20 protein-coding genes are annotated in these 23090 nt (G+C 54.9%); 14 read left to right on the plus strand and 6 right to left on the minus strand.

What is annotated here, in order from left to right:
• Window positions 1-211: 211 nt before the first annotated feature.
• Window positions 212-2392, minus strand: coding sequence for a lytic transglycosylase domain-containing protein (locus tag OSC10802_RS0120410; protein ID WP_017718623.1), 2181 nt, complete (start codon window positions 2390-2392; stop codon window positions 212-214).
• A 388-nt stretch (window positions 2393-2780) separates the two neighbouring features.
• Here OSC10802_RS0120410 and OSC10802_RS0120415 point away from each other — a divergent pair, with 388 nt between their 5' ends.
• From OSC10802_RS0120415 to OSC10802_RS41025, 3 genes are all read left to right on the plus strand, one after another.
• Window positions 2781-4253 carry a leucyl aminopeptidase gene (locus OSC10802_RS0120415; RefSeq protein ID WP_017718624.1) on the plus strand — a complete coding sequence of 491 codons (1473 nt, stop codon included), beginning with the start codon at window positions 2781-2783 and terminating at the stop codon, window positions 4251-4253.
• A gap of 240 nt (window positions 4254-4493) precedes the next feature.
• Entirely contained in the window at window positions 4494-4760 is a 267-nt protein-coding gene (locus tag OSC10802_RS50450; RefSeq protein WP_155968129.1) for a hypothetical protein, read from the plus strand.
• Window positions 4761-5306: 546 nt separating this feature from the next.
• Window positions 5307-7244, plus strand: a complete 1938-nt coding sequence (locus OSC10802_RS41025; protein ID WP_017718625.1) for a calcium-binding protein — start codon at window positions 5307-5309, stop codon at window positions 7242-7244.
• A 72-nt stretch (window positions 7245-7316) separates the two neighbouring features.
• Here the strand turns inward: OSC10802_RS41025 and OSC10802_RS50455 are convergent, their stop codons facing one another.
• Complete coding sequence (locus OSC10802_RS50455) at window positions 7317-7748, minus strand: ribosomal eL19 family protein (RefSeq protein ID WP_155968131.1); 432 nt, start codon at window positions 7746-7748, stop codon at window positions 7317-7319.
• Here OSC10802_RS50455 and OSC10802_RS44630 point away from each other — a divergent pair.
• From OSC10802_RS44630 to OSC10802_RS0120440, 4 genes are all read left to right on the plus strand, one after another.
• Window positions 7729-8118 carry a hypothetical protein gene (locus OSC10802_RS44630; protein ID WP_017718626.1) on the plus strand — a complete coding sequence of 130 codons (390 nt, stop codon included), beginning with the start codon at window positions 7729-7731 and terminating at the stop codon, window positions 8116-8118. The genes OSC10802_RS50455 and OSC10802_RS44630 overlap by 20 nt on opposite strands.
• Window positions 8115-8291, plus strand: coding sequence for a hypothetical protein (locus tag OSC10802_RS50460; protein ID WP_017718627.1), 177 nt, complete (start codon window positions 8115-8117; stop codon window positions 8289-8291). The genes OSC10802_RS44630 and OSC10802_RS50460 overlap by 4 nt, the downstream gene beginning before the upstream one ends.
• 194 nt (window positions 8292-8485) lie before the next feature.
• Window positions 8486-9559: a RuBisCO accumulation factor 1 gene (locus OSC10802_RS0120435; protein WP_017718628.1), complete on the plus strand. Its 1074-nt coding sequence runs from the start codon at window positions 8486-8488 to the stop codon at window positions 9557-9559.
• A 150-nt stretch (window positions 9560-9709) separates the two neighbouring features.
• Window positions 9710-10771, plus strand: a complete 1062-nt coding sequence (locus tag OSC10802_RS0120440; protein WP_017718629.1) for a phytanoyl-CoA dioxygenase family protein — start codon at window positions 9710-9712, stop codon at window positions 10769-10771.
• A gap of 26 nt (window positions 10772-10797) precedes the next feature.
• Here OSC10802_RS0120440 and OSC10802_RS0120445 read toward each other — a convergent pair whose 3' ends face one another.
• The gene (locus OSC10802_RS0120445; RefSeq protein WP_017718630.1) at window positions 10798-12597 is read right to left on the minus strand and encodes a glycosyltransferase family 39 protein; all 1800 of its coding nucleotides are present in this window, start codon (window positions 12595-12597) and stop codon (window positions 10798-10800) included.
• 90 nt (window positions 12598-12687) lie between these two features.
• Entirely contained in the window at window positions 12688-13173 is a 486-nt protein-coding gene (locus OSC10802_RS0120450; RefSeq protein WP_017718631.1) for a hypothetical protein, read from the minus strand.
• On the opposite strand from OSC10802_RS0120450, the gene OSC10802_RS55755 reads away from it, so the two are divergent.
• Both OSC10802_RS55755 and OSC10802_RS0120455 read left to right on the plus strand, forming a co-directional pair.
• Entirely contained in the window at window positions 13168-13293 is a 126-nt protein-coding gene (locus tag OSC10802_RS55755; protein WP_255349157.1) for a hypothetical protein, read from the plus strand. The genes OSC10802_RS0120450 and OSC10802_RS55755 overlap by 6 nt on opposite strands.
• Before the next feature lie 204 nt (window positions 13294-13497).
• Window positions 13498-14862: a serine hydrolase domain-containing protein gene (locus OSC10802_RS0120455; protein ID WP_026098667.1), complete on the plus strand. Its 1365-nt coding sequence runs from the start codon at window positions 13498-13500 to the stop codon at window positions 14860-14862.
• Between the two features lie 146 nt (window positions 14863-15008).
• On the opposite strand, the gene OSC10802_RS0120460 is transcribed toward OSC10802_RS0120455, so the two are convergent.
• Window positions 15009-15947 (minus strand): DUF4349 domain-containing protein, encoded by a 939-nt coding sequence (locus tag OSC10802_RS0120460; RefSeq protein WP_017718633.1) that lies wholly within the window; start codon window positions 15945-15947, stop codon window positions 15009-15011.
• 212 nt (window positions 15948-16159) lie between these two features.
• Here OSC10802_RS0120460 and OSC10802_RS0120465 point away from each other — a divergent pair, with 212 nt between their 5' ends.
• The 3 genes from OSC10802_RS0120465 to OSC10802_RS0120475 all read left to right on the plus strand — a co-directional run bounded on the left by OSC10802_RS0120465 (window position 16160) and on the right by OSC10802_RS0120475 (window position 19496).
• The gene (locus tag OSC10802_RS0120465; RefSeq protein ID WP_017718634.1) at window positions 16160-18565 is read left to right on the plus strand and encodes an ATP-dependent helicase; all 2406 of its coding nucleotides are present in this window, start codon (window positions 16160-16162) and stop codon (window positions 18563-18565) included.
• Between the two features lie 131 nt (window positions 18566-18696).
• Window positions 18697-19077, plus strand: a complete 381-nt coding sequence (locus OSC10802_RS0120470) for a type II toxin-antitoxin system HicB family antitoxin (RefSeq protein WP_017718635.1) — start codon at window positions 18697-18699, stop codon at window positions 19075-19077.
• Window positions 19074-19496 (plus strand): type II toxin-antitoxin system VapC family toxin, encoded by a 423-nt coding sequence (locus OSC10802_RS0120475; protein WP_017718636.1) that lies wholly within the window; start codon window positions 19074-19076, stop codon window positions 19494-19496. Before OSC10802_RS0120470 ends, OSC10802_RS0120475 begins: the two co-directional genes overlap by 4 nt.
• Before the next feature lie 550 nt (window positions 19497-20046).
• On the opposite strand, the gene OSC10802_RS0120480 is transcribed toward OSC10802_RS0120475, so the two are convergent.
• Window positions 20047-20286 (minus strand): DUF433 domain-containing protein, encoded by a 240-nt coding sequence (locus tag OSC10802_RS0120480; RefSeq protein ID WP_017718637.1) that lies wholly within the window; start codon window positions 20284-20286, stop codon window positions 20047-20049.
• 214 nt (window positions 20287-20500) lie between these two features.
• Here OSC10802_RS0120480 and OSC10802_RS0120485 point away from each other — a divergent pair, with 214 nt between their 5' ends.
• A complete protein-coding gene (locus OSC10802_RS0120485) occupies window positions 20501-20698 on the plus strand; it encodes a DUF433 domain-containing protein (protein ID WP_017718638.1) in 198 nt (65 codons plus the stop codon).
• An 848-nt stretch (window positions 20699-21546) separates the two neighbouring features.
• On the plus strand, window positions 21547-22032 hold the full coding sequence (locus OSC10802_RS0120495; protein WP_017718640.1) for a helix-turn-helix transcriptional regulator: 486 nt from the start codon (window positions 21547-21549) through the stop codon (window positions 22030-22032).
• The last annotated feature ends 1058 nt before the right edge of the window (window positions 22033-23090 follow it).

The following is a 23090-nucleotide window of genomic DNA, read 5'->3' on the forward strand; positions in this document are numbered from 1 at the left end:
GCTATTTTAAATTGTCTCGATATATTGCTGCCTCAGTAATTTTCCGGATATTGCCCGTCAGTAATTTTCCGCACATTCAAGGACAGGGGGCAGGAAAAAGGGCCGGCGAGCGATGCCCGCCCTATCCTGCAGGGGTGAGGTCAAAGGCTCGTGCCGGCGCTAGGGGCCTTCCAGCCTGCTGCCCCCTTCGCCACACGCCCTGTCCAAAAAATTACCGGCTCCATGCCGTTTTCTGGGTGGCAGAGTGCTGGGCTACCCGCTGGCCCACCTCTGGATTGTACAGCCGCAGGTAATTCCAGTAGTTCCCAAAAACCGCCTTCACATAGCCTCGCGTCTCATCAAAAGGAATCCTCTCAATAAACAGGTCAGGGTCGCCCAAATCCGACTTGCTCAGCCAGTCTGAGACACTTCCCGGGCCGGCATTATAACTCGCCACTGCCAAAAGGGAGTTATTGTTATACGCCCTGTGCGTAAAATCCAGATACGCCGTTCCCAGCTGAACATTATTGTCAGGATTGTCCAGCTTGTATTGTGTCAAACCCATTGATTTCGCCATTTCAGCGCCGGTTTCTGGCATCACCTGCATTAAGCCGACCGCACCGGCAGAAGATTTAATCCCCGGCATAAATCGGGACTCCTGCCGGATCACACCCGTCACCAGCATGGGATTGATATCTTGTTTTTCCGACCAGGTGAGAATGCTCTCCACAAAAGGGAAGGGATAGAGAGCCTGCCAGTAAGCCGGTTGCTGGCGGAGAGTCAGGTATTGGGCTCGCTCCTCAGGCACCTCTCGCTGCCTCAAGAAAGACACCATGAACAGCCCTTCTAAATTGTCCCCGACAGCCAGACGCATCAGGCCATCTGTGAACTGTTCCGCCACACTAGGCTCGATCCGGTTTTTATATTCCCCCTGCCAAAGCGACCAGGCATCGCGGTCCTGGCCCAGCAAGTAGAGTTCTTTCAAAACGCCAGACCCCACCGGCAGTGTCGGTCGCACCGGAGGGCGCACCACTTCGGGAAGCCGCTGGCGCACCGTGGTAAAATCTCCCACATCCCAGCCCAAGAAAACAGCAGCCCGCCAGGCATAGTAAGACTCAGGATACCTAGCCAGCAGATATTCAAAAGTTTTCTTCGCGTCTTCCCCCCGCCCCAGATTCTTCGCCCATTTCCCCACCCAAAACGCCGCCTCAGGAGCCTGATCGCTGTCGGGATTTTGCACAGCCAGCTCTTGGGCCCACTTCCAAGCCCCTCTCCAATCCCTAGCCGCAGCCTGTTTCTGAGCCAAACTCCAGCGCAGTTCGGCGGCGGCGTCGGAATTGCTGTACTTCGCCAGCAGGATTTGACGGGTTTGTTCCGCAGCCTGGGGCTTTTGCAGGGTGTCGAGAACTTTCGCTTTTTCCAGCAGCGCCTCAGGCGCTTTTTGTGGGAACTCGGCGATCGCCCGGTCGAGATAGGGGATTGCCAGTTTCACGGAGAGCATCTTCTCCAGACGCAGCAGCGCCAGAGCGGTTTCATCGGATTTGGGGAATTCCCGTATCAGCTTCAGATAAGCCTCCCGGGCGGCTTCTATCTTGTCGCCCAGCTGCAGCCCCCTGCCGGCGCGGTAGAAATTGCGGGGAGATCGGGGAGCTTTGGCGTAAGCGGCACCGGCTTTGGCGTACTCCTGTTTTTCCCAGTAGGCAAACGCAACCGTCTCCCAGTCTTCTGAACTGAGCTGGCTGCCAAACTTAGCAGTCAGCCGGTCTAGGGCTGAGACAATATCCGGGTGGTAGTGGCCATATTTGGCCAGCACCATTAGCGGCTGCAGCTGGTTGGGATTTTTCTGCAGCCTGAGGCTGGCAATTTCAACCGTCCGGGGGTGGGCGGGAAATTCCTCTAGCGCTCGATCCCAGTATTGCGGCTCTTTCTGGCCCAGTGCGTAGAGGGCTTCCGCCGCCACCGGCTCTTTGGGATAGCGTTTCAGAATATCCTGCCAAGCCGCGCTTGCTTTTTCCGCGCTGCCGGTCAGTTCGTAAGCTCGGGCGCGTTTGAAGGCAATGTGGCTGCCTAAGAGCGGGTACTCCTTCTCCAAGCCTTCCAGCAAGCTGAGCGCCTTCTCCCCCTGGCCCTGTTCAATCAGGTCACTGGCCAGCAGATAGCGGGCTTGGCTGCGAGCGTGGGATTTTTCTCCTTGCGCCAAGGCTTGCAGTTGCGAAGCTCGCGCGGAGGGTGACACCTGCGCCAGATGGTACACTTCCGAGGTGGATGTTTGGCTGTCCACCAGCACTAGCGGGTCGCGGAACAGACCCGAGCTCGTCCGGTTGATTACCGGCACGGAAACCCCGATTAACAGGACACACACTCCTGTGCTGACGGCCAGAGGCAATTTGATGTTGCGTCGCTTCTTGAACATGGATTGGGTTTAGCCTTCAAGAGAAATGTAGATTGCAAAGCAGCTCGGAAACGGAGCTGCTCGCGAGTACGCGCTCGCAAAACTTGAGCGGCTGTGAGTGTTCCAGAGTTTTCAGCAGTCAGGAAGCACGCGCTCATGCTGCGTGACTGCTGACTCCTGAATCCTGACTCCTGATTTTGACGAGCTCATCGCTGAGAAGGGGACATATAACTTTTATTTTGCTATATCCTGCTGTAGCTAGAAAACAAACGCCAGCAACAAGCCCTTGCACGCCAGCTATCTTTTCAGGGTGCCGGTGCTTATCCCTAGCGCCAAGCGGGGGAAGACGCGCCGGCAGGCTTACAGTTAAAATGCGTAAGTCGTGAGGTATTACTAGGCAGAAGAAGGAATGGAATTTCAACCGACTGAACTGGGCTACTTGGACTGGTCTGGGGACGCCCTGGCAATTGGCTTGTTTGAAGAGGACGTTGAGTTGGCTGGCTCGCTGGCACAGCTGGATGAAAAGCTGGCCGGCACGCTCAAGGAACTGATTTCTGAGACGGATTTTAAGGGCAAGGAAGGCAGCAGCGCTGTGACTCGCGTCGGTGCCGGCAGTCCCATTCGTAAAATCGCTGTTATCGGTCTGGGCAAATCGGAAAATAACCCTAAACTAGATACCTGGCGTCGCGCCGCCGCCGCCGCCGCCCGACTGGCCAAAAAGCAAAAGTGCAAAACCCTGGGAATTAGCTTCCCCGTCTGGAATGACGCACCCGACGCTACGGCTGGGGCTGTTGTTGAGGGCGCTGAGCTGGCTCTCTACCAGGATAACCGCTTTAAGTCAGAATCTGATGACAGAGGGCTGCCGGTGCAGCGGGTCGATCTTCTGGGGCTTGCCGGCACTGATGCGGCGGTGGCCCGCGCACAGCAAATCGTCTCTGGCGTTATCCTGGCGCGCCAGCTGGTGGCAGCCCCGGCTAATGTGGTGACGCCGGTGAGTATGGCGGAAACGGCTCAATCTCTCGCCGCTGAGTGCGGCTTGCAGCTAGAAATCCTGGAGCTCGAAGACTGCGAAAAGCTTGGCATGGGCGCTTTTCTCGGCGTGGCCAAAGCGTCTGACCTGCCCCCCAAGTTCATCCACCTCACCTACAAGCCTGAGGGGACTCCTGTCCGCCGCGTGGCCATCGTAGGCAAGGGCCTCACCTTCGACTCTGGCGGTCTGAATATTAAAGTCGCCGGCGGCAGCATTGAGATGATGAAAGTGGACATGGCCGGTGCGGCGGCAACTCTCGGTGCCGCCAAGGCTATAGGTCAGTTAAAGCCAGATGTGGAGGTTCACTTCATCTCGGCTGTCACTGAAAATATGATTAGCGGTCGCGCTCTGCACCCGGGCGATATCCTCACGGCGTCTAACGGCAAAACCATTGAGGTTAACAATACCGATGCGGAAGGTCGCCTGACGCTCGCTGACGCCCTCGTGTTCGCAGAAAAGCTCGGCGTTGATGCGATTGTCGATTTGGCTACCCTCACCGGCGCTTGTGTCATCGCTCTCGGGGATGATATTGCCGGTCTGTGGAGTCCTTCTGACACTTTGGCCGCTGAACTGTCCGCCGCCGCCGAAAAAGCCGGTGAGAAACTCTGGCGCATGCCTCTGGAGGAAAAATACTTTGAGGGTATGAAATCGGTTGTGGCGGACATGAAAAATACTGGCCCTCGCCCCGGCGGCTCGATTACCGCTGCCATGTTCCTCAAGCAGTTCGTCAAGCAAACCCCCTGGGCTCACTTGGACATTGCTGGGCCGGTATGGACTGACAAGGAAAATGGCTACAACAGCGCCGGTGCCACCGGCTACGGCGTCCGCACTCTGGTCCACTGGGTGCTGTAAAACTCGCCCGTTGCCTCTGTGCGAAGCGAGCCCCTGCAACTGGCCGCTTTTGCTCTCTCACTTCCGGTTAATCGCACATAATTGCTAATTGGGGGCTATGGACTGGAAAATTTGTATTTTCTTGCCCCTAGCCCGTAGCATCCAGATATCGCCACTCATTTTTAACAACTCTTAAAACGGATTAATTATTAAGCCTAAAATTCCCAGCACAGAAGCGCGGTTTTCAGTGGGATGAAGTACATGCCAGAAACCCGGTTTCTTAAAGAAACCGGGTTTCTCAGCACCTCACCTCGGATGAAAACCGCTATGGCCCTATCGCTGGCTCACTACCGGCGGCAGAGTTATAAATACAATCCTTTGCACCAGACGCGACTGTTCGCTCTACAGTGTTTTGTCAGGTTCGCCGGTGGGATGAACGGGGAATCCCCACCGGCAGCCCTAAGAACCACACCACCAGCAGCCACATCTTTCAGGCAGGAATCAGCAACCGGCAGCTCAATACGATGATGCGATCGTGTCCAATGTCCAATGCCCCAGTCCCGCCGCCATGCCCAATCCCCATGTCCTAAACTAACTATTTATTGCTATATAAACATTTGTAAATTCTAGCCAAAGTGGCAACACAGCCCTAGGGCGCGGGTTTTAAATTACTTTATAGAGCCAGTTTTATTGATCTTTTCCCACTCAGCCATTAAGTGGGAAGTTCTGAGCGCTCTCCGCAGGAGCAGCGCTCAAGAGCGTGACATTTGCCAAAAATTACAAACTCATAAGTCAGAATTTAAACCTGAGGAGAGATAACTTATTTCTCCCCGAATTGCCTTTGAATATTTATCAAAATACAAAACGCTTTCAGGGAGATTCTGACAGCTCAGTGGAAGGGGATTCCACGAGGCGACGGGTTGAGTAGCGAGAGCGCTGGGGAAGAGGAAACAGCAAATAGCAGTCAACCCAAACAAACGCCCTTCTTCTCCTCCCTCCGAGCCAGAGGGTTCGTGCGGTTAAGAAAACCAGGCTCACCCCCTTACCGAACTTTTTGCGAAAGGAAACACACTCATGGCATACATACCAGGAACTGACACAGCAGACTATCTTTCAGGCGATCTCAGCGGCACTGTCGAGGATGACTCCCTCAACGGCTTCGCCGGCAGTGACTCCCTCTTTGGCGTGGGGGGCAGTGACACCCTCAGTGGCGGAGATGGCGATGATATGCTATACGGTCAAGATGGGGATGACTCCCTTTCTGGCGATGCCGGCAGTGATTCGCTCTATGGCGGCACCGGCAGCGACACCCTAATTGGCGGCACCGGCAGTGACTTCCTGATCGGCGACAGCGGCAGTGACTCCCTGATGGGTGGCGAAGGCAATGACACCCTGATTGGCGGGGAGGGCAATGACACCCTGATTGGAGGAGACGGCACTGACGGAGTATCCTACGACAGCGCCACAACCGGCGTTTCAGTCAACCTCGCCACCGGCACCGCCAGTGAGGGCGCAGCCGGCACAGACAGCCTCAGCGGCATCGAAATTGTCGCCGGTTCCGCCTTCGCCGACACCCTAATAGGCAGCACCGGCAGTGACAGCCTTTCCGGGGGAGACGGCGCTGACTCCCTCGATGGCGGTGCGGGAGATGACACCCTCAGTGGGGGTGCCCGCAATGACACCCTGATTGGGGGAGAGGGGAATGATCGAGCTGTCTACGACAGCGCCACAGCCGGCATATCCGCCAACCTGGCTACGGGCGCAGTTGCCGATGGCACCGGCTCGGCAGACAGCCTCACCGGCATCGAAGCCGTCACCGGCTCAGGTTTCGACGACTCCCTGTATGGCAGCGCCGGCAGTGACAGCCTCAACGGGGGAGCGGGAAATGACCTTCTCTATGGCGAAAAGGGCAGCGACTGGCTGGCTGGCGATGCCGGCAATGACTCTTTTTATGGCGGAGAGGGCAATGACACCATGATAGGCGGGGACGGCTCTGACCGCCTTTTTTACGACAGCGCCACCGCCGGCGTTGCGGTTAACCTCGCCACCGGCACGGCAGATGACGGCACAGGCGGCACAGACAGCGTCAGCGGCATGGAAAGCGTTATCGGTTCCGCATTTGCTGACACCTTAATTGGCAGCGCCGACAGTGACAAGCTTGATGGCGGCGCGGGCGATGACTTGCTGGTGGGTGGGGCCGGCAATGACAACCTCTACGGCAAAGACGGCAACGACTCCCTGATTGCCGAAGAGGGCAATGACTACCTCTATGGCGGTGCCGGCGATGACTCCCTGACCGGCGGGGCGGGCAGGAACTATGTCTACGGGGAAGCTGGCAGTGATACCCTCAATGGGGAGGACGGCAACGATCTGCTCGATGGCGGCAGCGAGAGCGACTCTTTGGCCGGCGGGGCAGGCAGGGACAACCTCTATGGCAGAGAGGGGGATGACTCCCTCTCAGGCGGAACTGACGCTGACTACCTCTATGGCGGGGATGGCAATGACTATCTCTATGGCGAAGAGGGCACTGACTATTTCTTTGCCGGTGACGGCAATGACTGCCTCAATGGCGGAGCGGATAATGATAACCTTTATGGCGAAGACGGCGATGACACCCTGACGGGCGGTGCCGGCAATGACTTCCTGACAGGAGGCAAAGGCGGGAGCGACTGCTTTCTTTTCGAGAGCAATGCAGCTTTCACCACCGCTGATTTTGGTGTGGACAGGGTGGCTGACTTTGCCAGCGGCACCGATAAATTCATCCTCGACAAGACTGCCTTCGCCGCCCTCACCAGTGCGGAGGGCGCGGGTTTTAGCGTGCCGGCTGAATTTGCCACGGTGACGACTGACGACGCCGCCGCCACTTCCAGTGCCTATATTGTCTTCAACTCCACCTATGGCCGGCTATTCTACAACGAGAATGGCAGTGCGGATGGGTTTGGCAGCGGAGGGCAATTTGCCGCACTCACCGGCGCAACTCTTGCCGCCAGTGACTTCATCATCCAGGAGTGAGGAAGAGTCTGGCGCTGCTGTCTTCGGGGCAATCCTCCAGGAGGTTTGCCCTAATTTTTCCCCTCTGCAATGCTATAATATAGCGACCGAATTCCGCAAGGGGGAACGGGATGCTTCAGTCGTACAGACTGCCGGTTGAGTCGTACAGACTGCCGGTTGAGTCGTACTGACTGCCGGTTGAGTCGTACTGACTGCCGGCACCATCGTACAGACTGCCGGCACCATCGTACAGACTGCCGGCACCGTCGTACAGACTGCCGGTTGAGTCGTACAGATTGCCGGCACCGTCGTACAGACTGCCGGCACCGTCGTACAGATTGCCGGTTCGTCGTACAGACTGCCGGCACCGTCGTACAGACTGCCGGCACCGTCGTACAGACTGCCGGTTGAGTCGTACAGACTGCCGGTTGAGTCGTACAGACTGCCGGTTGAGTCGTACAGACTGCCGGTTGAGTCGTACAGACTGCCGGTTGAGTCGCACTCAGTGCCCGCTGACTGCCCCACGTTTGCCGGCGCAACAGACACGATTTATATATCGCGAGATTTCCTGACGCAGAATGCCGGCAATAGTGAAACAGTGACCGGTGTGCTGCTGGAAGACATTGGTCACTCTATAGACTGGCGTCTGAATCGTGCCGGCACTCCTGGAGATGAAGGTGCCTTTTTCTCTGCCCTGGTTCGCGGGGAATTGCTTGACTCCCAGCAGATGCAGGAACTCTTAGCTGAGGATAACACAGATCCCGTTACTTTGGACGAAAAACAAGTTAAAATTGAGTTCAGGCAGACAAAATTATCCTCGACAGGACAACATTCACATCGATTGCTAGTGCGGCGGGGACGGGTTTTAGCATTGCTGCTGAATTTGCCACTGTGACAGCAGACGCCGCCGCCGCAACTTCCGCTGCGGATATTGTCTACAATTGTGCCAGTGGCAAATTGTTCTACAACCAGAATGGAACGGCTGCCGGTTTTGGCACCGGCACTCAGTTTGCCACCTTGGCGGGGAATCCTGCGTTAGCCGGTGCGGATTTTATGATTCAGCTGTAGCACCTGAGCGTGGGGCGTGGGGCGTGGGGCCTGCGTCTCACGCGCATGAGGCAGAGCGCATCTCACGCGCATGAATTCGAGGTTCAAAAACGCCCAATGCCCACTGCCCACTGCCCACTGCCCACTGCCGAGCGCCCACAATCGCGGTACAGTCTTCTGCTAGACTGAGAGCGCATTAGCTGCTTGCTGCGATTATGACCGACACACCACAAGACACCCCCAATCCCCCCATCCCGCCTGAAGACTTGCTGTTCGCCCTCCGGCGCAAAGAAGGCACTTGGGTGGAATGGGGGCAAGCCTGCCAGACTCTGCAAAAAGCCGGCTTCAACCCCCAGAAAATTTTTGAGGAAACCGGCTTTGAGCCCATCCACCAAAATCAGGTCATCGTCGGTGCCCAAGTCTACTCCTCGATGGTGAGTGCCGGCGTTTCCGAGGCGGCGCGCGCTCACTTCGGCGCGCGCGGCAGCGATATCCTGTACGAATTGCGCATCCTGACTCAGGCGGAACGCGCCGCCGCTGCGGACTTCATTCTCGCCAAACAGCTGGACGCAGATGGCGCTCGCGAAATCGCCAAAGCCATTAAAGAGTTCTCCCGCCTCTTTGAAGCGCCAGAGGGATTTTCCCGCCATCCGGGTGATGCCGCCGCGTATCAATACTGGAGGGCAGCCAAACAAAAATCTGACTTGCAGGAGCGCTCGCGCCTGATCGCTCAGGGGTTGCGGTTCGCCCACTCTCAAAGCGCCCGAGAGCAAATTGAAAAGCTGCTGACCGATTTTAGCGTAACACCGGCTCGACCGGCTCCCCGCTTGCCGGTGTACCGCCTGGAGTCGGAAGAGGAATTGCCTCGGGTGCTGCCGGTGGTTGGCGAACTGCCGCTGGCGCTAGACGACCTGAAATCGGTGCCCCAAGTGCGGGAAACCGGCCCGTTTCAGATGGTGTCTTTTTCCGGAAATCAGGCGTGGGTGCCGGTTCCGGGCTGGCAAGTGGTGCTCAAGGCAGAAGATCCCGTGGCCATTCTGTGCCAGAGTGACCGGCTGCCGGCAAAACTTCCCGGCAAAGTGGAAACGGTGCTGGTGGTGATAGACCGAGCGCAACAGGAATGGGACGCTAACAGCTATTTCCTGGTTGAAGGAGCCGGTGAGTTGCAATTGCAGTGGTTCGAGACAGCACCGGAAACCCGCCCCCACGGGCGAGTCATTTTAGTGATGCGCCCCAAGAAAATCTTCGATGAGGAGTTCACAAAAGAACCCTGGCAAATTGACGAGTGATTTGCCGGTGGTATTCCCCTCGTTCCCCTCGTTCCCAGGCTCCGCCTGGGAACGCAGCCCTGGAGGCTCTGCCTCCATTTCCGAAAGGAAGTAAATTAAAATCTAGCTTATCGTTTCGCAGGCATAAACTCGTTAAAAAGACACAAGCGCATGACAGACACTGAAGTAATTCCAGGGAGAAAGATTCCGCAAATGAATATGCCCTGGGTGGACTCCCCCTTTTTCAGTCAGTTATTGGAGTGCTCCAGTTTGGATGACGCCACAAAAAAGCTCGCCGAACAGTTTGCTGAGGACGGCTATGTAATTTTCGACCCGGAGATAGAAGACTTTGACCGGCTCGCTGAGGATATTATCGAGAATTTAACTCCGGAATACCTGCGCCGGCAAGCGGACAGGATTCAAGACGCCTGGACTTTTAGAGAGCCGGTGCGACAGATTGCGGCAGCTCCCAAGGTGCTATCTTTGCTGAAAGTTCTTTACCAGCGCGAACCCATTCCTTTCCAAACCTTAAGCTTTTCTAAAGGCAGCCAGCAAAAAACTCACAGCGACACTATCCATTTCCATTCCGTGCCGGCTCGCTTTATGTGCGGCGTCTGGGTGGCGCTAGAAGATGTTGACGCTCAAAAGGGCCCGCTTCACTATTACCCGAAAAGTCAGAAACTTCCGATTTTTGACTTGCAGGATATAGGGCTGAACAGTTATAATATGGAATGGCAGGAGTTTTACCCGCTGTATGAAAATTTTATAGAAGCTTTAGCCGTTTCGCAAGGGCTGGAAAAAGTGGACGTGTCTTTGCGGAAGGGGCAGGCGATCATTTGGGCGGCGAATTTGCTGCACGGAGGCAGCCCGATTCTGGATTATAACAGGACTCGCCACAGTCAGGTGACGCACTACTTCTTTTCGGATTGCATGTATTACACGCCGATGTATTCAGATCCGTTTATCAACCGGCTGTACCTGAGGTCAATTCAGAATATTGTCACGGGAGAGCGAGTCGAGCCGGTGTACAATGGGAAAAAGACAGACACCGGCGGGGGGAAGCGGGAGAGAGAGCCGGTGTTGGCGGACAGTGCCTTGGCGGCGGATAACATAAGTTTGGACGCAGGTTTAGGGAGTTTTGTCAAGCCATCTCTAGAAAAATCAAGGGGGCTGAAGCCCCTGATTTCAAAAACAGTCAACTTTGCCAAACGAGTTTTGGCGAGAAAGCGCTAAGATAGGGGCGGGGAGAAAGCCCGGCGCTACCGGCACCGGTAATGCTGGTAAGGAACGCCAACACTGCGGTAGCCCTTTTCGTCGCGGGCGCACACCGGCTTTTGGGGAGAGCGGAGCGACAGCTGCTGGGGATAGTCTGCCGGTTTCAGCCCGGGCGCAACCACCCACAAATTGAGCGGGGGAGCCGGCATATTTTCCAGCTGGGAAAGATTTTGCCAGACGGGTTTGTATTCTGCGGCGGGCTCGCCGGCGGTGGTGTTTCTCTGCAAGAAAGCCAAATAGGCTTGCGGGCGATTTTTAGAAGATCGCCTGTCAATTTCTAAGGCAAAACTCAACCCCAAAGCCACATCCTGCAAGTCGTTGTATCCGACGGCAAACACAATGGGAGCGGAGGAGTCGCGCAGCACGTCGCGGGCGAGTATATCGGGAAAAAAGGGCTTCTTAAATGCTAAGTCTGAACCCAAGATGGCACAGCTGATAGCGCCAGCGATTAAAATGATGAAAGGTGCGCGAGCGCGGCTGACTTCTAAAATCGTTTCTGGCCTTTTTTTTAGCGGGTTACTCTCACTTGTGACTTCTGAGTGCTGGCGGGTGACGGCGGCTTTCCAAACACCGGCTCCCAACAGGGCGCACACAGCTGGGTAGTAAACAAAGTGATAGCGAAACGCAACCGTCATGTCTTTGCGCAGCAGGTAGACGATGGTGAATAATTCCAGCAGAACCCAGAAGGTAAAGCTCAGCAAGGTTCGGGTGGCGAGCTGAGTTTCTCGGTTGCTAGACAGCACCTTGAGCGGGTGCCAAATGAGTCGCGCGAGCCAGGTGCCAAAGGCAAGCATTAGCAGTATTGCCGGAATTTGAACCCACAGCGGCTGCTTTTCCACCGGCAGGACGATAACCATCGTCAGCCAGCCGACCAGGGTTTGGTAGAGGGGAGCGATATTGTGTGGCGGCGGAAGCCAGCCGGTTTCTGAACGCCCCGAATGGCTCAACAATGTCTGCAGCCACGGAATCAAGCATATCCCAACACCGGCTATCGCCAGAACAACGCAAAAGGAAAGGTAGGCAATTGGAAAATTTTTGCCTGCCGGCGATTGCGGGTTGCCTGCAGTATCCGCGTTTTTCTGAAGTTGGTAAAGCAGCCCGAGAAGAGTGGCGATTTGGGCGGCGAAGACGAGCAGGAAAAAGTAGTGAGTGTAAAACCCAATGCTGTTGACAGCCACCCAGCCCAGCCAAACTGCCGGTCGCAGTTTTAGGGTGCGGAGGTCTTGCTGCAAAAGTATTAGCGCCAGCAGCGCCAGGGCGATGAGCAGCACCGGCAAAGTGTAGTGCCGGGCTTCTTGGGAGAGGTAGACGCCAAAGGGAGAGACTGCCATTACCGCCGCAGCCATCAGTCCGGCTGCCGGTGAGAAAGCGGCGCGATTTAGCAAGTAAATGGCAACAATTCCGCAGACACCAAAAAGTGCCGGCAGAGATCGCAAGTCCCACGCCAGAGCGTGAAATTGTCCTGTGGGGTTTCGCCCTTCCGCAAGCCAGTTCAGCCACTGGTGCGTCAGGCAAAAAAACAGCGGCGGATGGGTGGACTGGGCAGCCACCGCGCTAGAGATTAGGCTGCAACTCGCCTGCGGTTTGAGGGCGAAGATTTGCTGCAATCGGTCGAGGGGAAACAGCACATCCAGGGGTGCGCTATCGTAACGGTTTCCCTGACTGAACAGCGCGGTAATCGCTTCATCCATCCACAGGGGTTTGAAGTCAAGATGCCAGAAGCGCAGGACTGCGCCGGCGACGATCGCCCCAGCTAGCGCTAGATTGTGTTGGAAGCGTTGCATATTTTCAATCTAGAGGCAATAAGCAATAGGAGAGAGATGGGGAGGGAAACAGTAAAAGTTCCCTCTCGCCAATAGCCTACAGCCTATAGCCTATTTTAGCAGGGTTGTTCCCAGAAAATCTGCCAATTCTGCGACTAGCCACTCTTTTTCCACCGGCGTCAGGACTGAGCCGAAATGGCGGTTCCGCACTCCCCGCACCAGGGTGCAAACCCCTAGCCGCATGCCAGAGACTGTGATAGCAGTGTTCAGTTCGGCGCGCTCAATATCCTCTGTGCGCCCCTCAATTCGCCGGCTAAAGCCAAGCAGCGCCCACTGCAGCCGAAAGGAATGCCGGTCCATTTCCAATCGCGTCCTGCAGGCTGTGCTGAACAGGGAGCGCCCCAGCATGCTGGCAGAGAGCGCCCAAAAGGGGATGGAAAATAGAGTCAGAAACTCCGTTTCTGACTCTAGAATCGCAGCAGTCCAGAAAAAGGTGAGTGCGTTCCAGATCAGAGCCAAAAGTGCCAGAGAAACGCTCTCCAATCGCAACCCCGCCGGCGGAATTTCCAGCACTAAGCGAGAGCCGGTTTTTTGCAAAACAACGCGACTTCCGAAGGGCTGACGGCGTGCCGGTGCTGGGGGGCGGACAATCTCTCGCTCGCCGCGCAGCGCTTGCTCATTTGGATGAAGTGCGCCCCAGAAACCCGGTTTCTTTAAGAAACCGAGTTTCTCAATTCCTATTGCTCCATCTCTCCTGGCTGTATGGTATTATTTAATAGGGGGAGCCGGTGCGATGTTTTTGAAGAGTTCAGAGTTGCCGGTCGCTAAGCAACAGTCCGCCGGCAGAGCCGGCTGCACTTCGTTCCCAGGCAGTCGCTTCGGAACGGGAGAGCGAGAAAACACGAAAACAGGAGGACGCCAGTGAAACGTAAAGGGAAACGGTACAGTTGGGCGCTCGCGGGAGTTCTGGCAGCCGCAATCATTCTTTCAGGAATTGGCGAACAGGCAAGTACAGCAGTGAAGGATACCCGAAGGAATTCCGATATATTAGCACAGGCGGAACTGCCCTGTCAAGTGAAAGAGGAAAACACGGCAAATCCCTACTCCAACGATGCCGAAATCGACCGGGCGGTGGCAGAGGAAATGTGCGCTCAAAAGCTGTATGGCTTAGCAATAGGTATCGTGAGAAATGGAAAAAATATCTATCTCAAGGGGTACGGCTATGAGGATTTGGAAAAGAAAATTCCTGTGGGGGCGAAGAAGACGATGTTCCGCTGGGCGTCGCTGTCTAAGTCGGTGACGGGAGTGGCGGCGGTGCGAGAGGTTTTTGCCGGCAATCTGGATTTGGATGCGGATGTGAGAAAATATGTGCCGGAGTATAAATTTCCCGCAACATACGCTTACCCGTTAGAAAATGGCAAGTTCGATATCCGACGGCTTCCCGACTCTCCCAAACCGATCATTACCACGCGCATGCTGCTCAGCCACACTTCGGGGATTAAGAATTTCAGTAATGGGCCAAGTAAGGCCGGCACGCCGCCAGAAAATTTGGTGAGCGATCCCAATGTCAACACCGGCATCTTTTGGGCGGGGAAATATTTTTGGGACGATCCGAATCATTTGCTTTACATTCCGGGCACGAAAGAGAGCTATTCGGTTTTCGGCTATACGCTAGCAGGGATGGCAATTGAAAGAGCCGGTGAGCCGAAAACGTACTGGGAAAAAGTCCGCGACGGAATCGCGGTGCCTTTGGGGATGACACCGGCAGATTTTCCCAACCATCCGGGAGCCGGCTACCAGTCAGGCTCGTTTTTCCAGCCGGATTACGAGTGGGTGAGTATCCCGCACCGCGCGGTGGGATACCGCTACGATAAAGAGACGGGAATCTATAAGAACTCGGGGAGTGTGGATGTGAGCTGGAGGCTGCCGGCTGCCGGTTTTATTTCCACGGTGGAGAATCTGGCGCAATACTGCAACGGGTTGATGAATCGGGAAGATGTGGTTTCGGCTAAGATGAAAGAAGATTTCCTCTGGAAAGGAAGCCAACTTAGCGATGGCACCTATATCAGCGCCAGCATGGGTTTTGGGATCGGCGAGACTGACGGGAGAAAGCGGATTGGAGCGATTGGATCTCAGCAGAAGACCCGAACCCGCTTGACGATGTACCCGGATGAAGGTCTTTGTTTTGTGATAATGACTAACTCAGAATGGGCGAAGATAGATGACATTTTCAATGTCCTGGAAACGGCTTACCGGAATAAGAAGTTGCCCCTGAATGGCGGGTAGTTCAAAAGGTTCGTAAGTTCAGCGTAGCCCAAAGGTTTTATCGCTCCCAAGCGGAGCCTGGGAGCGAGGGGTGGGAGGCTCTGTCTCCTTCTTGTTTTATTTGTGCCGGTTACGCAACGCTTACCCACCCTACTTTCTAATACTTTCTACTTTTTGGGCTTTCTGAACCGGTTCACACCGTAAACAGCACCGGCACCCAGCAGGAGATAGGGGCTGAACACGAGTAACCAAAGGATGAAAGCAAACAAGCTAAACGTGAATTCGCTGAGGGAATTGGTTGCCTTGCCCCAGGTTTCTTGCACCCGCAAACCGAGGGCAGGCTGCGCCGGCGCGCCGGCAGAAATAGCGGCTTCCAGGTTTAGGTTAATCGTAGAGTATGCAACTTGGTTGCGCATGCTTTTCAGCTGAGCGTCGAGCCGCTCAATCGACTCGCGAATCGTGCTCAGTTCGTTGGCGGCTTTGAGGACATCACCAACGGAGCCAGAGCGCTCCATAATTTTTAAGACCATTTCTTCGGATTTGCGCAAATTTCGCAGCCTCGCCTCGCTATCGACGAGTTGAGAGGTCACGTCTTCTACGGTAAGGGAGCGGTTCTGCACGGTGCCGAGTTTGGCGAGAGCATTAAGGGTGGTTTCCAGCTTATTTTGCGGAACGCGAATTTGCACCGATGCGGTGTGGCGGCTGCTGGGATCTAGGGGTTTGTTATCTTGCAATCCCAGTATGTCTCCCTGCTGCTGTTTCGCGATGGCGGAAACTTCTCGAATGCTCTGGTCAATGGATTTGACAAGGAGGTTTAGCTCGGCTTTTTTGATGAGTTGGGGTTGGGATCGCGGCGCTTCTGCAGCGGCTGCCTGCAAGTTAGCCGGCGCAACTGGAGCCATTTCCGATTTCGCTGCCGGTGCAGGGGCTTTCATGTCCGCTTTCCCGAACTGGGCAGAATCCTGGTATGAGCCACCACCGCAACTGGGCAAAGTCACGGCAGACAGCAGTCCCAGCAGGGTGAGGGTGAGGAGACGCTCAGTGCCGGCGTGGTTGGTTTTGTTGAAGAAATGTTGCGGGGACTTAGCTTTGAGGTGAGTGTTCATAGCGGGTTTCTCCTGAGTAAATCGAGTGGGTTGCGCCCTACTATATCTAAGTTAACCTCCCGCAGATGGGAGAGGTGCGAGTTGATACAAAAATTGAAACAGCGGCGAGAAACCCTTATTCTTTAAGAAACCGGGTTTCTGCAGCGCAAGGATGCCTTCGGGTTATAAACTCAGAATTAGTACCGGCAAAACATTCCCTCGCCAAGCCAACGATGCCAAAAGATTCGGACAGGAATGGAACCCCTCCAGAAGCGGAATCGCTCTCACCGGCAGCCTTGCGGGAGGCGGCGCTGCGCAGCATCCGCGACGGACTGCGATCGGGACAGCAGCAAATGGCCGACTGGCAGGGTGGCCCTCTGGCGGTTTCGGCGGTGCCCGGTGCCGGCAAGTCCACCGGCATGGCGGCGGCGGCGGCTTTGGCCATTGCGCGCCACCACCTGCACCCGCGCCGCCAGCTCGTCGTCGTCACCTTCACCCGCGCGGCAGCGCATAACATAAAAAAGAAAATTCGTCAATACCTGGAGAGGCTGTCTTTACCGCAACTGGGGTTTTCTGTCCACACGCTGCACGGTTTGGCGCTGAATATTGCCCTCCGCCACCAGGATCTGTCAGGTTTGAGTCTGGACAGCACAGCCTTGGTGACGCCGAACCAGAGTCACCGGCTGGTTCGCACCTGTGTGGAGCAGTGGGTTGCCTGCCTTCCGCGCCGATATCAAATGCTGGTGCAGGGGGGGCAATTTGACGGGGAGGAAACGGAGCGGCTGCGCCGGCAGTCGGTGCTGCGCACGGATGTGCTGCCAAATCTGGCGCTGACTGTGATTCACGAGGCGAAGTCGTCGGGGTTGCAAGCGCAGCAATTGCGGGAATTGAGCGAGCTGGCAAGAGATGAGTACGAGATTTTGGCGATCGCAGCGGGGCTGTACGAGAATTACGAGAAGTTGCTGCGCTCGCGACAGTTTATTGACTACGACGACATGATTCTGGCGGCGCTGCGCGTGCTGGAGAATCCAACCGCCCGCCGGCTGGAACAAGCCAAAGTGTTTGCGGTATTTGAAGATGAGGCGCAAGACTCTACGCCGCTGCAAAGCAAGCTGCTGGAAATTCTGGCGACTGACCCCGCACAGCCGCACCTCCCCCCCAATCTTATCCGAGTCGGCGACCCGAATCAAGCGATTAACTCGACGTTTACGCCGGCAGATCCGGTCTATTTCCGCAAGTTTTGCAAAGATTGCGACGAGCGAGGTATGCTAGCGACGATGGATAGAGCCGGTCGCAGCAATCAGATTATTATAGATGCGGCTAATTTTGTTCTGGAATGGGTGAACCAGCAGTGGTTAGCGGGAAGTGGGAACCTCCCCCTCAAACCGCCCCCGCACGGGGAGAGTGAGGAAAGAGGGGCGAGAGGGGCGAGAGGGGCGAGCGCAGCCAACCGCGAGACACCTTTTCGCGAGCAAAAAATACGAGCGGTTGACAGTGGAGATCCGCAACCCGACGCCAACCCAGATAAAGTCGGTCGCGGGCTGGAAATTTACGCGCCGCGAGATATATTTCAAACCGCACAACTGATGGGGAAAAGGGTGATTGAGCTGTTTGAGGAAGATCCCGACCGGTCGGCGGCGGTACTGGTGCGGGAAAACCGGCAAGGCGAGTGGCTAGCCGGTGAGATCAGGCGTCTGTATCCAGACCGGATTAGGATTTATGAAGTGGGTCAGCAGGAGCGCCGGTCCCACGTGCCGGCGGAGATCGTGGCGGTGCTGCAATTCCTCGATCGCCCGCACTCGCCGGACTATTTGAAAGCCGCTCTCACGGTGTTGGCAAATCGCAAGCTTATCCCGGCACAAGACCTCGACGCTCTCGCTATTTTACCAGAGCAGTTCCTGTATCCGGGACCGCTGGCGCAGCCGCAACCCGAGCCGGTGCTGCTGGCGCGGCGGTTTTGCTCCAGTTTGCTTCGCGCTCGCCTGGAATTGCCGATCTATAATTTGATTTCGTTTGTGGCTTTGGCGCTGAATTACGACCAAGCGGAGCTAGCAACGGCTGACAAGCTGGCGGAAAGAGTGGCGCAGCAGACGGTTGGCAAGAATTCTATGAGCGGTTTGCTGGCGGTGCTGAGTGAAATTGTCAGTTCCGAACGGTTTGAGCCGGTAGATCCGGATGAGGCGGAGTCGATTTACATTCGTGCCGGTCAGCTGACGATTATCACCATGCACAAGGCAAAAGGGCTGGATTGGGATTATGTTTTCCTGCCCTTTTTGCACGAACAAACGATTCCGGGGCGGCTGTGGGTTCCGCCGCAGATGCAGTTTCTCGGCGAGTTCACGCTGGCGGAAGTGGCGAGAGCGCAAATTCGCGCCAGTTTGCACGAGCAGTATCCTTTGCCAGATGTGGGCGCTGCGTGGGAGCAAGCCGGTTATTTGAAGACAGCGGAGGAGTACCGGCTGCTGTATGTAGCGATGACGCGGGCGAAGCGGTTGCTGTGGGTTTCTGCTGCTCAGCAAGCTCCGTTTACTTGGAATAAGCCGAATAATTTGCAGGAGCAAAAACCCTGCCCCGTGGTGCCGGCGCTCAAGAGCCGGTTTCCGGAGTCCGTGGTGTTTGTGCCGGCGATGTTGAGGTAGGTGCTAACCCCTCACGGCTATTTTTCATGCGATTAGCTACTTTCCTGGCGATTGGAAATCGCGGCTATACAAACGAAGCCCGCCTTCGCGGGCTAAGAGAAGAGCTATAAATCAGATAGGAGGAGAATCTTATGAGTGCCAGTTTTGTGACTTCCCCATTTAGCCAAACGACTAAGCTGACTTACTCAGTGCTGGTTGAAGAGGGAAAAGAAGGGGGATATAAAGCGACGGTGTGGGGTTTGCCAGAGTGCGAGGCTGCCGGCGCTACGCGAGAGGAGGCGATGGAAAATGTGCGCCGGCTTGTGGAGGCGCGTCTGGAGCGAGCGGAAATCGTCTATCTGGAAATGGAACTGCCCAAACCCGAGCATCCTTGGATGAAGTTTGCCGGTATGTTTAAGGACGATCCGTACTTTGATGAGATGCTGGAGGATATCAAAGCCCTTCGCCGCGAGCGCGATGCCGAAATGGAAGAGTATTACCGGAAACTAGATGCGGAGGAGCAAGCCAAGTGAGTGTTTGGGTACTGGATACGGATCATGTCTCGCTTTTTCAACAGGGGCATCCACTGGTAAGGCAGCGTGTTAATGCAGTCGCTCCTCAAGAGGTTGCTGTAACCATCATTACACTGGAAGAGCAACTGTATGGCCGGCTCAATCGTATCAGGAGGGCTTCTTCAGAAGATGAGGTGGTATCAGCTTACGCAAAGCTGAGGGCTACCTGGAATTACTTCCAAACAGTTAATTTGCTGGATTTTGACCAGGATGCTGCCAGATGTTACGCCGAGTTTGTCCGTCAAAGAATCCGCGTTGGTACGCAAGATTTACGGATTGCTGCTATTGTGATTTCCAGGACCGGCATTCTGGTTACGCGCAACCAGCGCGATTTTTCACGGGTGCCAGGTCTGAGCTTTGAAGACTGGACAGTAGAATAATCTTGTTGGGGGAGGGGTGGGATCATTAGTGTCAACTTAACCTCCTGGCGATTGAAATCGCGGCTATACAAACGAAGTCCGCCTACCCTTCGGGAAGGGCTTCGCCCAACGCGGACTTAAGAGAAGAGCGGGACTTTTCAAACCCTTGCCTTGCGGGTTTTGTCTGTATAGCTGCGGTTTCAACCGCCGGGAGACTACGGGACACAGCTTAAGTTGACACCGATGGGGTGGGATTCCCCGCCTCATCTTGCCAAGATTACGCCATTGAAGGATTTGCGATGACACACCTGCCGGATGACAGTAACCTAAATAAATGCAGGTTTACACCTCATTCATTTGGCACCGGCTATATACTAAAAGTATGAGTAATATAAGTGGCATAATACAGCAACTGCAACCCGACACAGAAGCAGAAATGACCTACCCTGAAAGCGACGGACAGCCAATGGCAGACAGCACGAAGCAATTCCGCTGAATTGTATGCCAGACCTCTTGCATCTAGACTCGATATGTGGTGAATTCGGGAGCCTGTTTTCATCCAATTTTATTTTCACGACACCGGCACCTTCCAGAGATTCTCCCGCGCCAATTCAGCCGCATAAGCAACTGCAGCCCGAATATCCTCAGGCGTCAGTGCTGGGTAGTGGTCTGTAATTTGCTCCGGAGTCAGCCCTTCGGCTAAGGCATCTAAAATGATGGTAATGTAAATGCGCGTCCCCCGGATGCAAGGAAATCCCCCACATACTGCCGGGTCTGCTGTGACGCGACTCAGTAACTCTTCACGAGTCATGGAATACCTCTGCTATCGTTAATTCCATATTACTTGAGTTTGGCGTCAAGCGACCTGTCCCTCTCTTGGCGGAGCGGAGGTCGAGGGTTTGCACTCACAATAAGATGTGCCGGCACAACCCTTATCTCTTGCTTCTTGTTAAAAAGTTATGGCTGTGATATGATGTGAGGGGACAGTAAAAAAGCCGGCTGCTGAGGGGAGGGAATTAAGAGTTATGTTGGAGCGCATCACGTTTGACCCGCAGATAATGGGCGGACGCGCCTGCATTCGGGGGATGCGGATCACTGTCTCCCTGGTCGTGAATCTGATGGCCAATGGCATGAGTGTTGATGAGATTCTCAGGGAGTATCCCAGCTTAGAAGCTGAAGATTGCCGGTGGGCGCTTCAGTATGCGAGAAACCAGGTTTCTTGAAGAAAAGGATATCAACGGTATGGCTCTCTTACGGCACGCTCCAACTCTTCCCGTTCTTGTCGTCCCTGTTCTAGCCTATCTGCGCTGACTTCCGCCGAAACTCCGTATACTCTACAGTCAGGACTGCCGAATCCTAATAGAAAAGTCCAGTTACCACTCCAGCAAGCCTGGGCGACTAGGGGGTTATGAAAACTACTATTTGGAGGTATACGCTGGAGCTTAAAAAAGCAATAATTTTGTTGATTACAGCCCACAAAAGTCAGGCTAAAACACTCCGCAGCATCGCGCGTACAGCGAACTCTAGTCCCAATATCTTTTCCGCGACTGACAAAAAACGGCTCCCCTTGATCGCTGTAGACAATCCCTTCCTGGCTTAAAGCCTTTTGTGCGGGAAGAACTCCCAGGCTTATAAAGGTAACTAATCCCAATCCTGCTGTTACTAAATGTCTGGTTTTCATTTGGGGAATCTCTTCCTAGATGAAAATCTTTAACGGCGCTAGCTCACCATCCCCCACAATCAGCCTCACTACCCAGCCATCTGAGTGTGGTGTCCACCACAACTACAGGAGAGCCATTTACGTCTGAGTTATTCTCAGATGCGCTCTAGCCGTGCTATAGTCAGATATTAGCGGTGCCAGACATGGAACTTGTGAGGCTAGGGGAACCCCACGCCCACCGGCTCGACCCCTCACAGCGTCCCAGCCTCCGAATGCCTGAATCCTGGCCCCTTCAGCCTGTCCGCTCGCTTGGTTACATTAATCGTAAGCTAGTCACAACCGGCATATCAACTAGCCGGCACTAGCAAAAACATTATAATTTCATTAGTAATTTTATCAAGACTACCGGCAATGGCCACCGACGAGCTTTTTGCCCAGGCTGCAAAGGACTGGGACTTGGACACGCTGTACGCAGACCTGGCCTCGGCCAAGGGGAAGCGCCTGACACCCATTGAGAAGCTGCACCTGCGCGGCTTGCTGTGTGGCCACAGTCCCGCCGAGATAGCCGAAAGGCTCAATAAGAATGTCAAAGGAGTTGAAGTTAACTTTTGTAACACAATATACCAGTACGTTAAGAACCTTTTAGGCAAAGCCAGCGAAAAGGTAGAAAACTGGAGGAATATCTGCGAGTGGCTTGAGGAAGCGGGATATAAAGCTCAGTCGTCTGCTGAATCGCAATCAGATGATTGTTTGCCAATAAAATTCTTAATAAAGAAAGCTAATATAACTCTTGACAAAAATCAAGTAATAATTGACATCAACCTGAGAATCATCGCCTCCTCCCCTATAGAACCCCCAATAGAAGACACAGACACCGGCAACGGTGCTTCGCTCTAGATGCGGGGAAAAGCCCCAACCGCAAATACCAAAAAACCCGTTTTCTTAGAAAAAACGGGTCTTCAGACCGGCAAAACTGAACTCACTCACCAGAATCTCCGCTGATTTCTCGCACAAGCCGGTGAACTGCACTGGTTGGTGCCACCCTACAGATAGAGGCTTTGCGTAAGTCCTGCAGAAAATAAAAGGGAGGCAGAGCCTCCCCAAAAGCATTCCCAGCCTGAGGCTGGGAACGAGACAATCTTCTCTTAGCCCGCGAAGGCGGGCTTCGTTTGTATAGCCGCGATTTCAAGAGACTGTTGGCGAATTGATAGGGGGTTTTACCCCACCCCCAACCCCTCCCCGTTAACGGGGAGGGGAGCTTTCGAGGGAACTTTTGTCCCCCCCTTTCCTTGTCTTTCTTGGAAAAAAAAACGCGCAGATTTTGAGAGTATCGATCTACTCTTAGCCCGCGAAGGCGGGCTTCGTCTGTGTAGCCGCGATTTCCAATCGCCAGGAACCTGGCCAACTAGCCAGAGGTCTAACCCCTCACCGATTCGCCAACAGCTTCTTTCCAATCGCCAGGAGCTTAAGTTGACACTAATGGGGCACGGGGGCACCGCCCCTACTTTGGGGGGCTTTGAGTATTTCCCCCCCTTTTTAAGGGGGGGCTAGGGGGGGATCTCACCTGACTCACTGGTAAGTAGAACTTGGGTTAATATATTTGCCGCGAAAAGTCAATGTCATCCCCTGTGCCGGTTGGGGCATTTGGGGGGAGAAGGGGTGAGCATGGATTGCTTCCGCAAGCGAGTTTTGCCCAGTCGCTGCGAGTGACGCAAATCCTGAGAAATAGCTGGCAACCTCGAATGTTTAAGGGCGCTGCACATTGAAAGGATAATTGCAACTTTTTTACACTCACAAAATATCACCTCGCACGCCCCCTCCCCGAACGCGCGGGGAGGGGGTTGGGGGTGGGGGAAAACAAAGTTTGTAGTTGGGCTAAAGCCCAAGTTTGTAGTTGGGCTTTAACCCAAAAGGTTCGTAGTTGGGCTAAAGCCCAAAAGGTTCGTAGTTGGGCT

This window comes from Kamptonema formosum PCC 10802, from assembly GCF_000332335.1.
GTDB lineage: Bacteria > Cyanobacteriota > Cyanobacteriia > Cyanobacteriales > Oscillatoriaceae > Oscillatoria.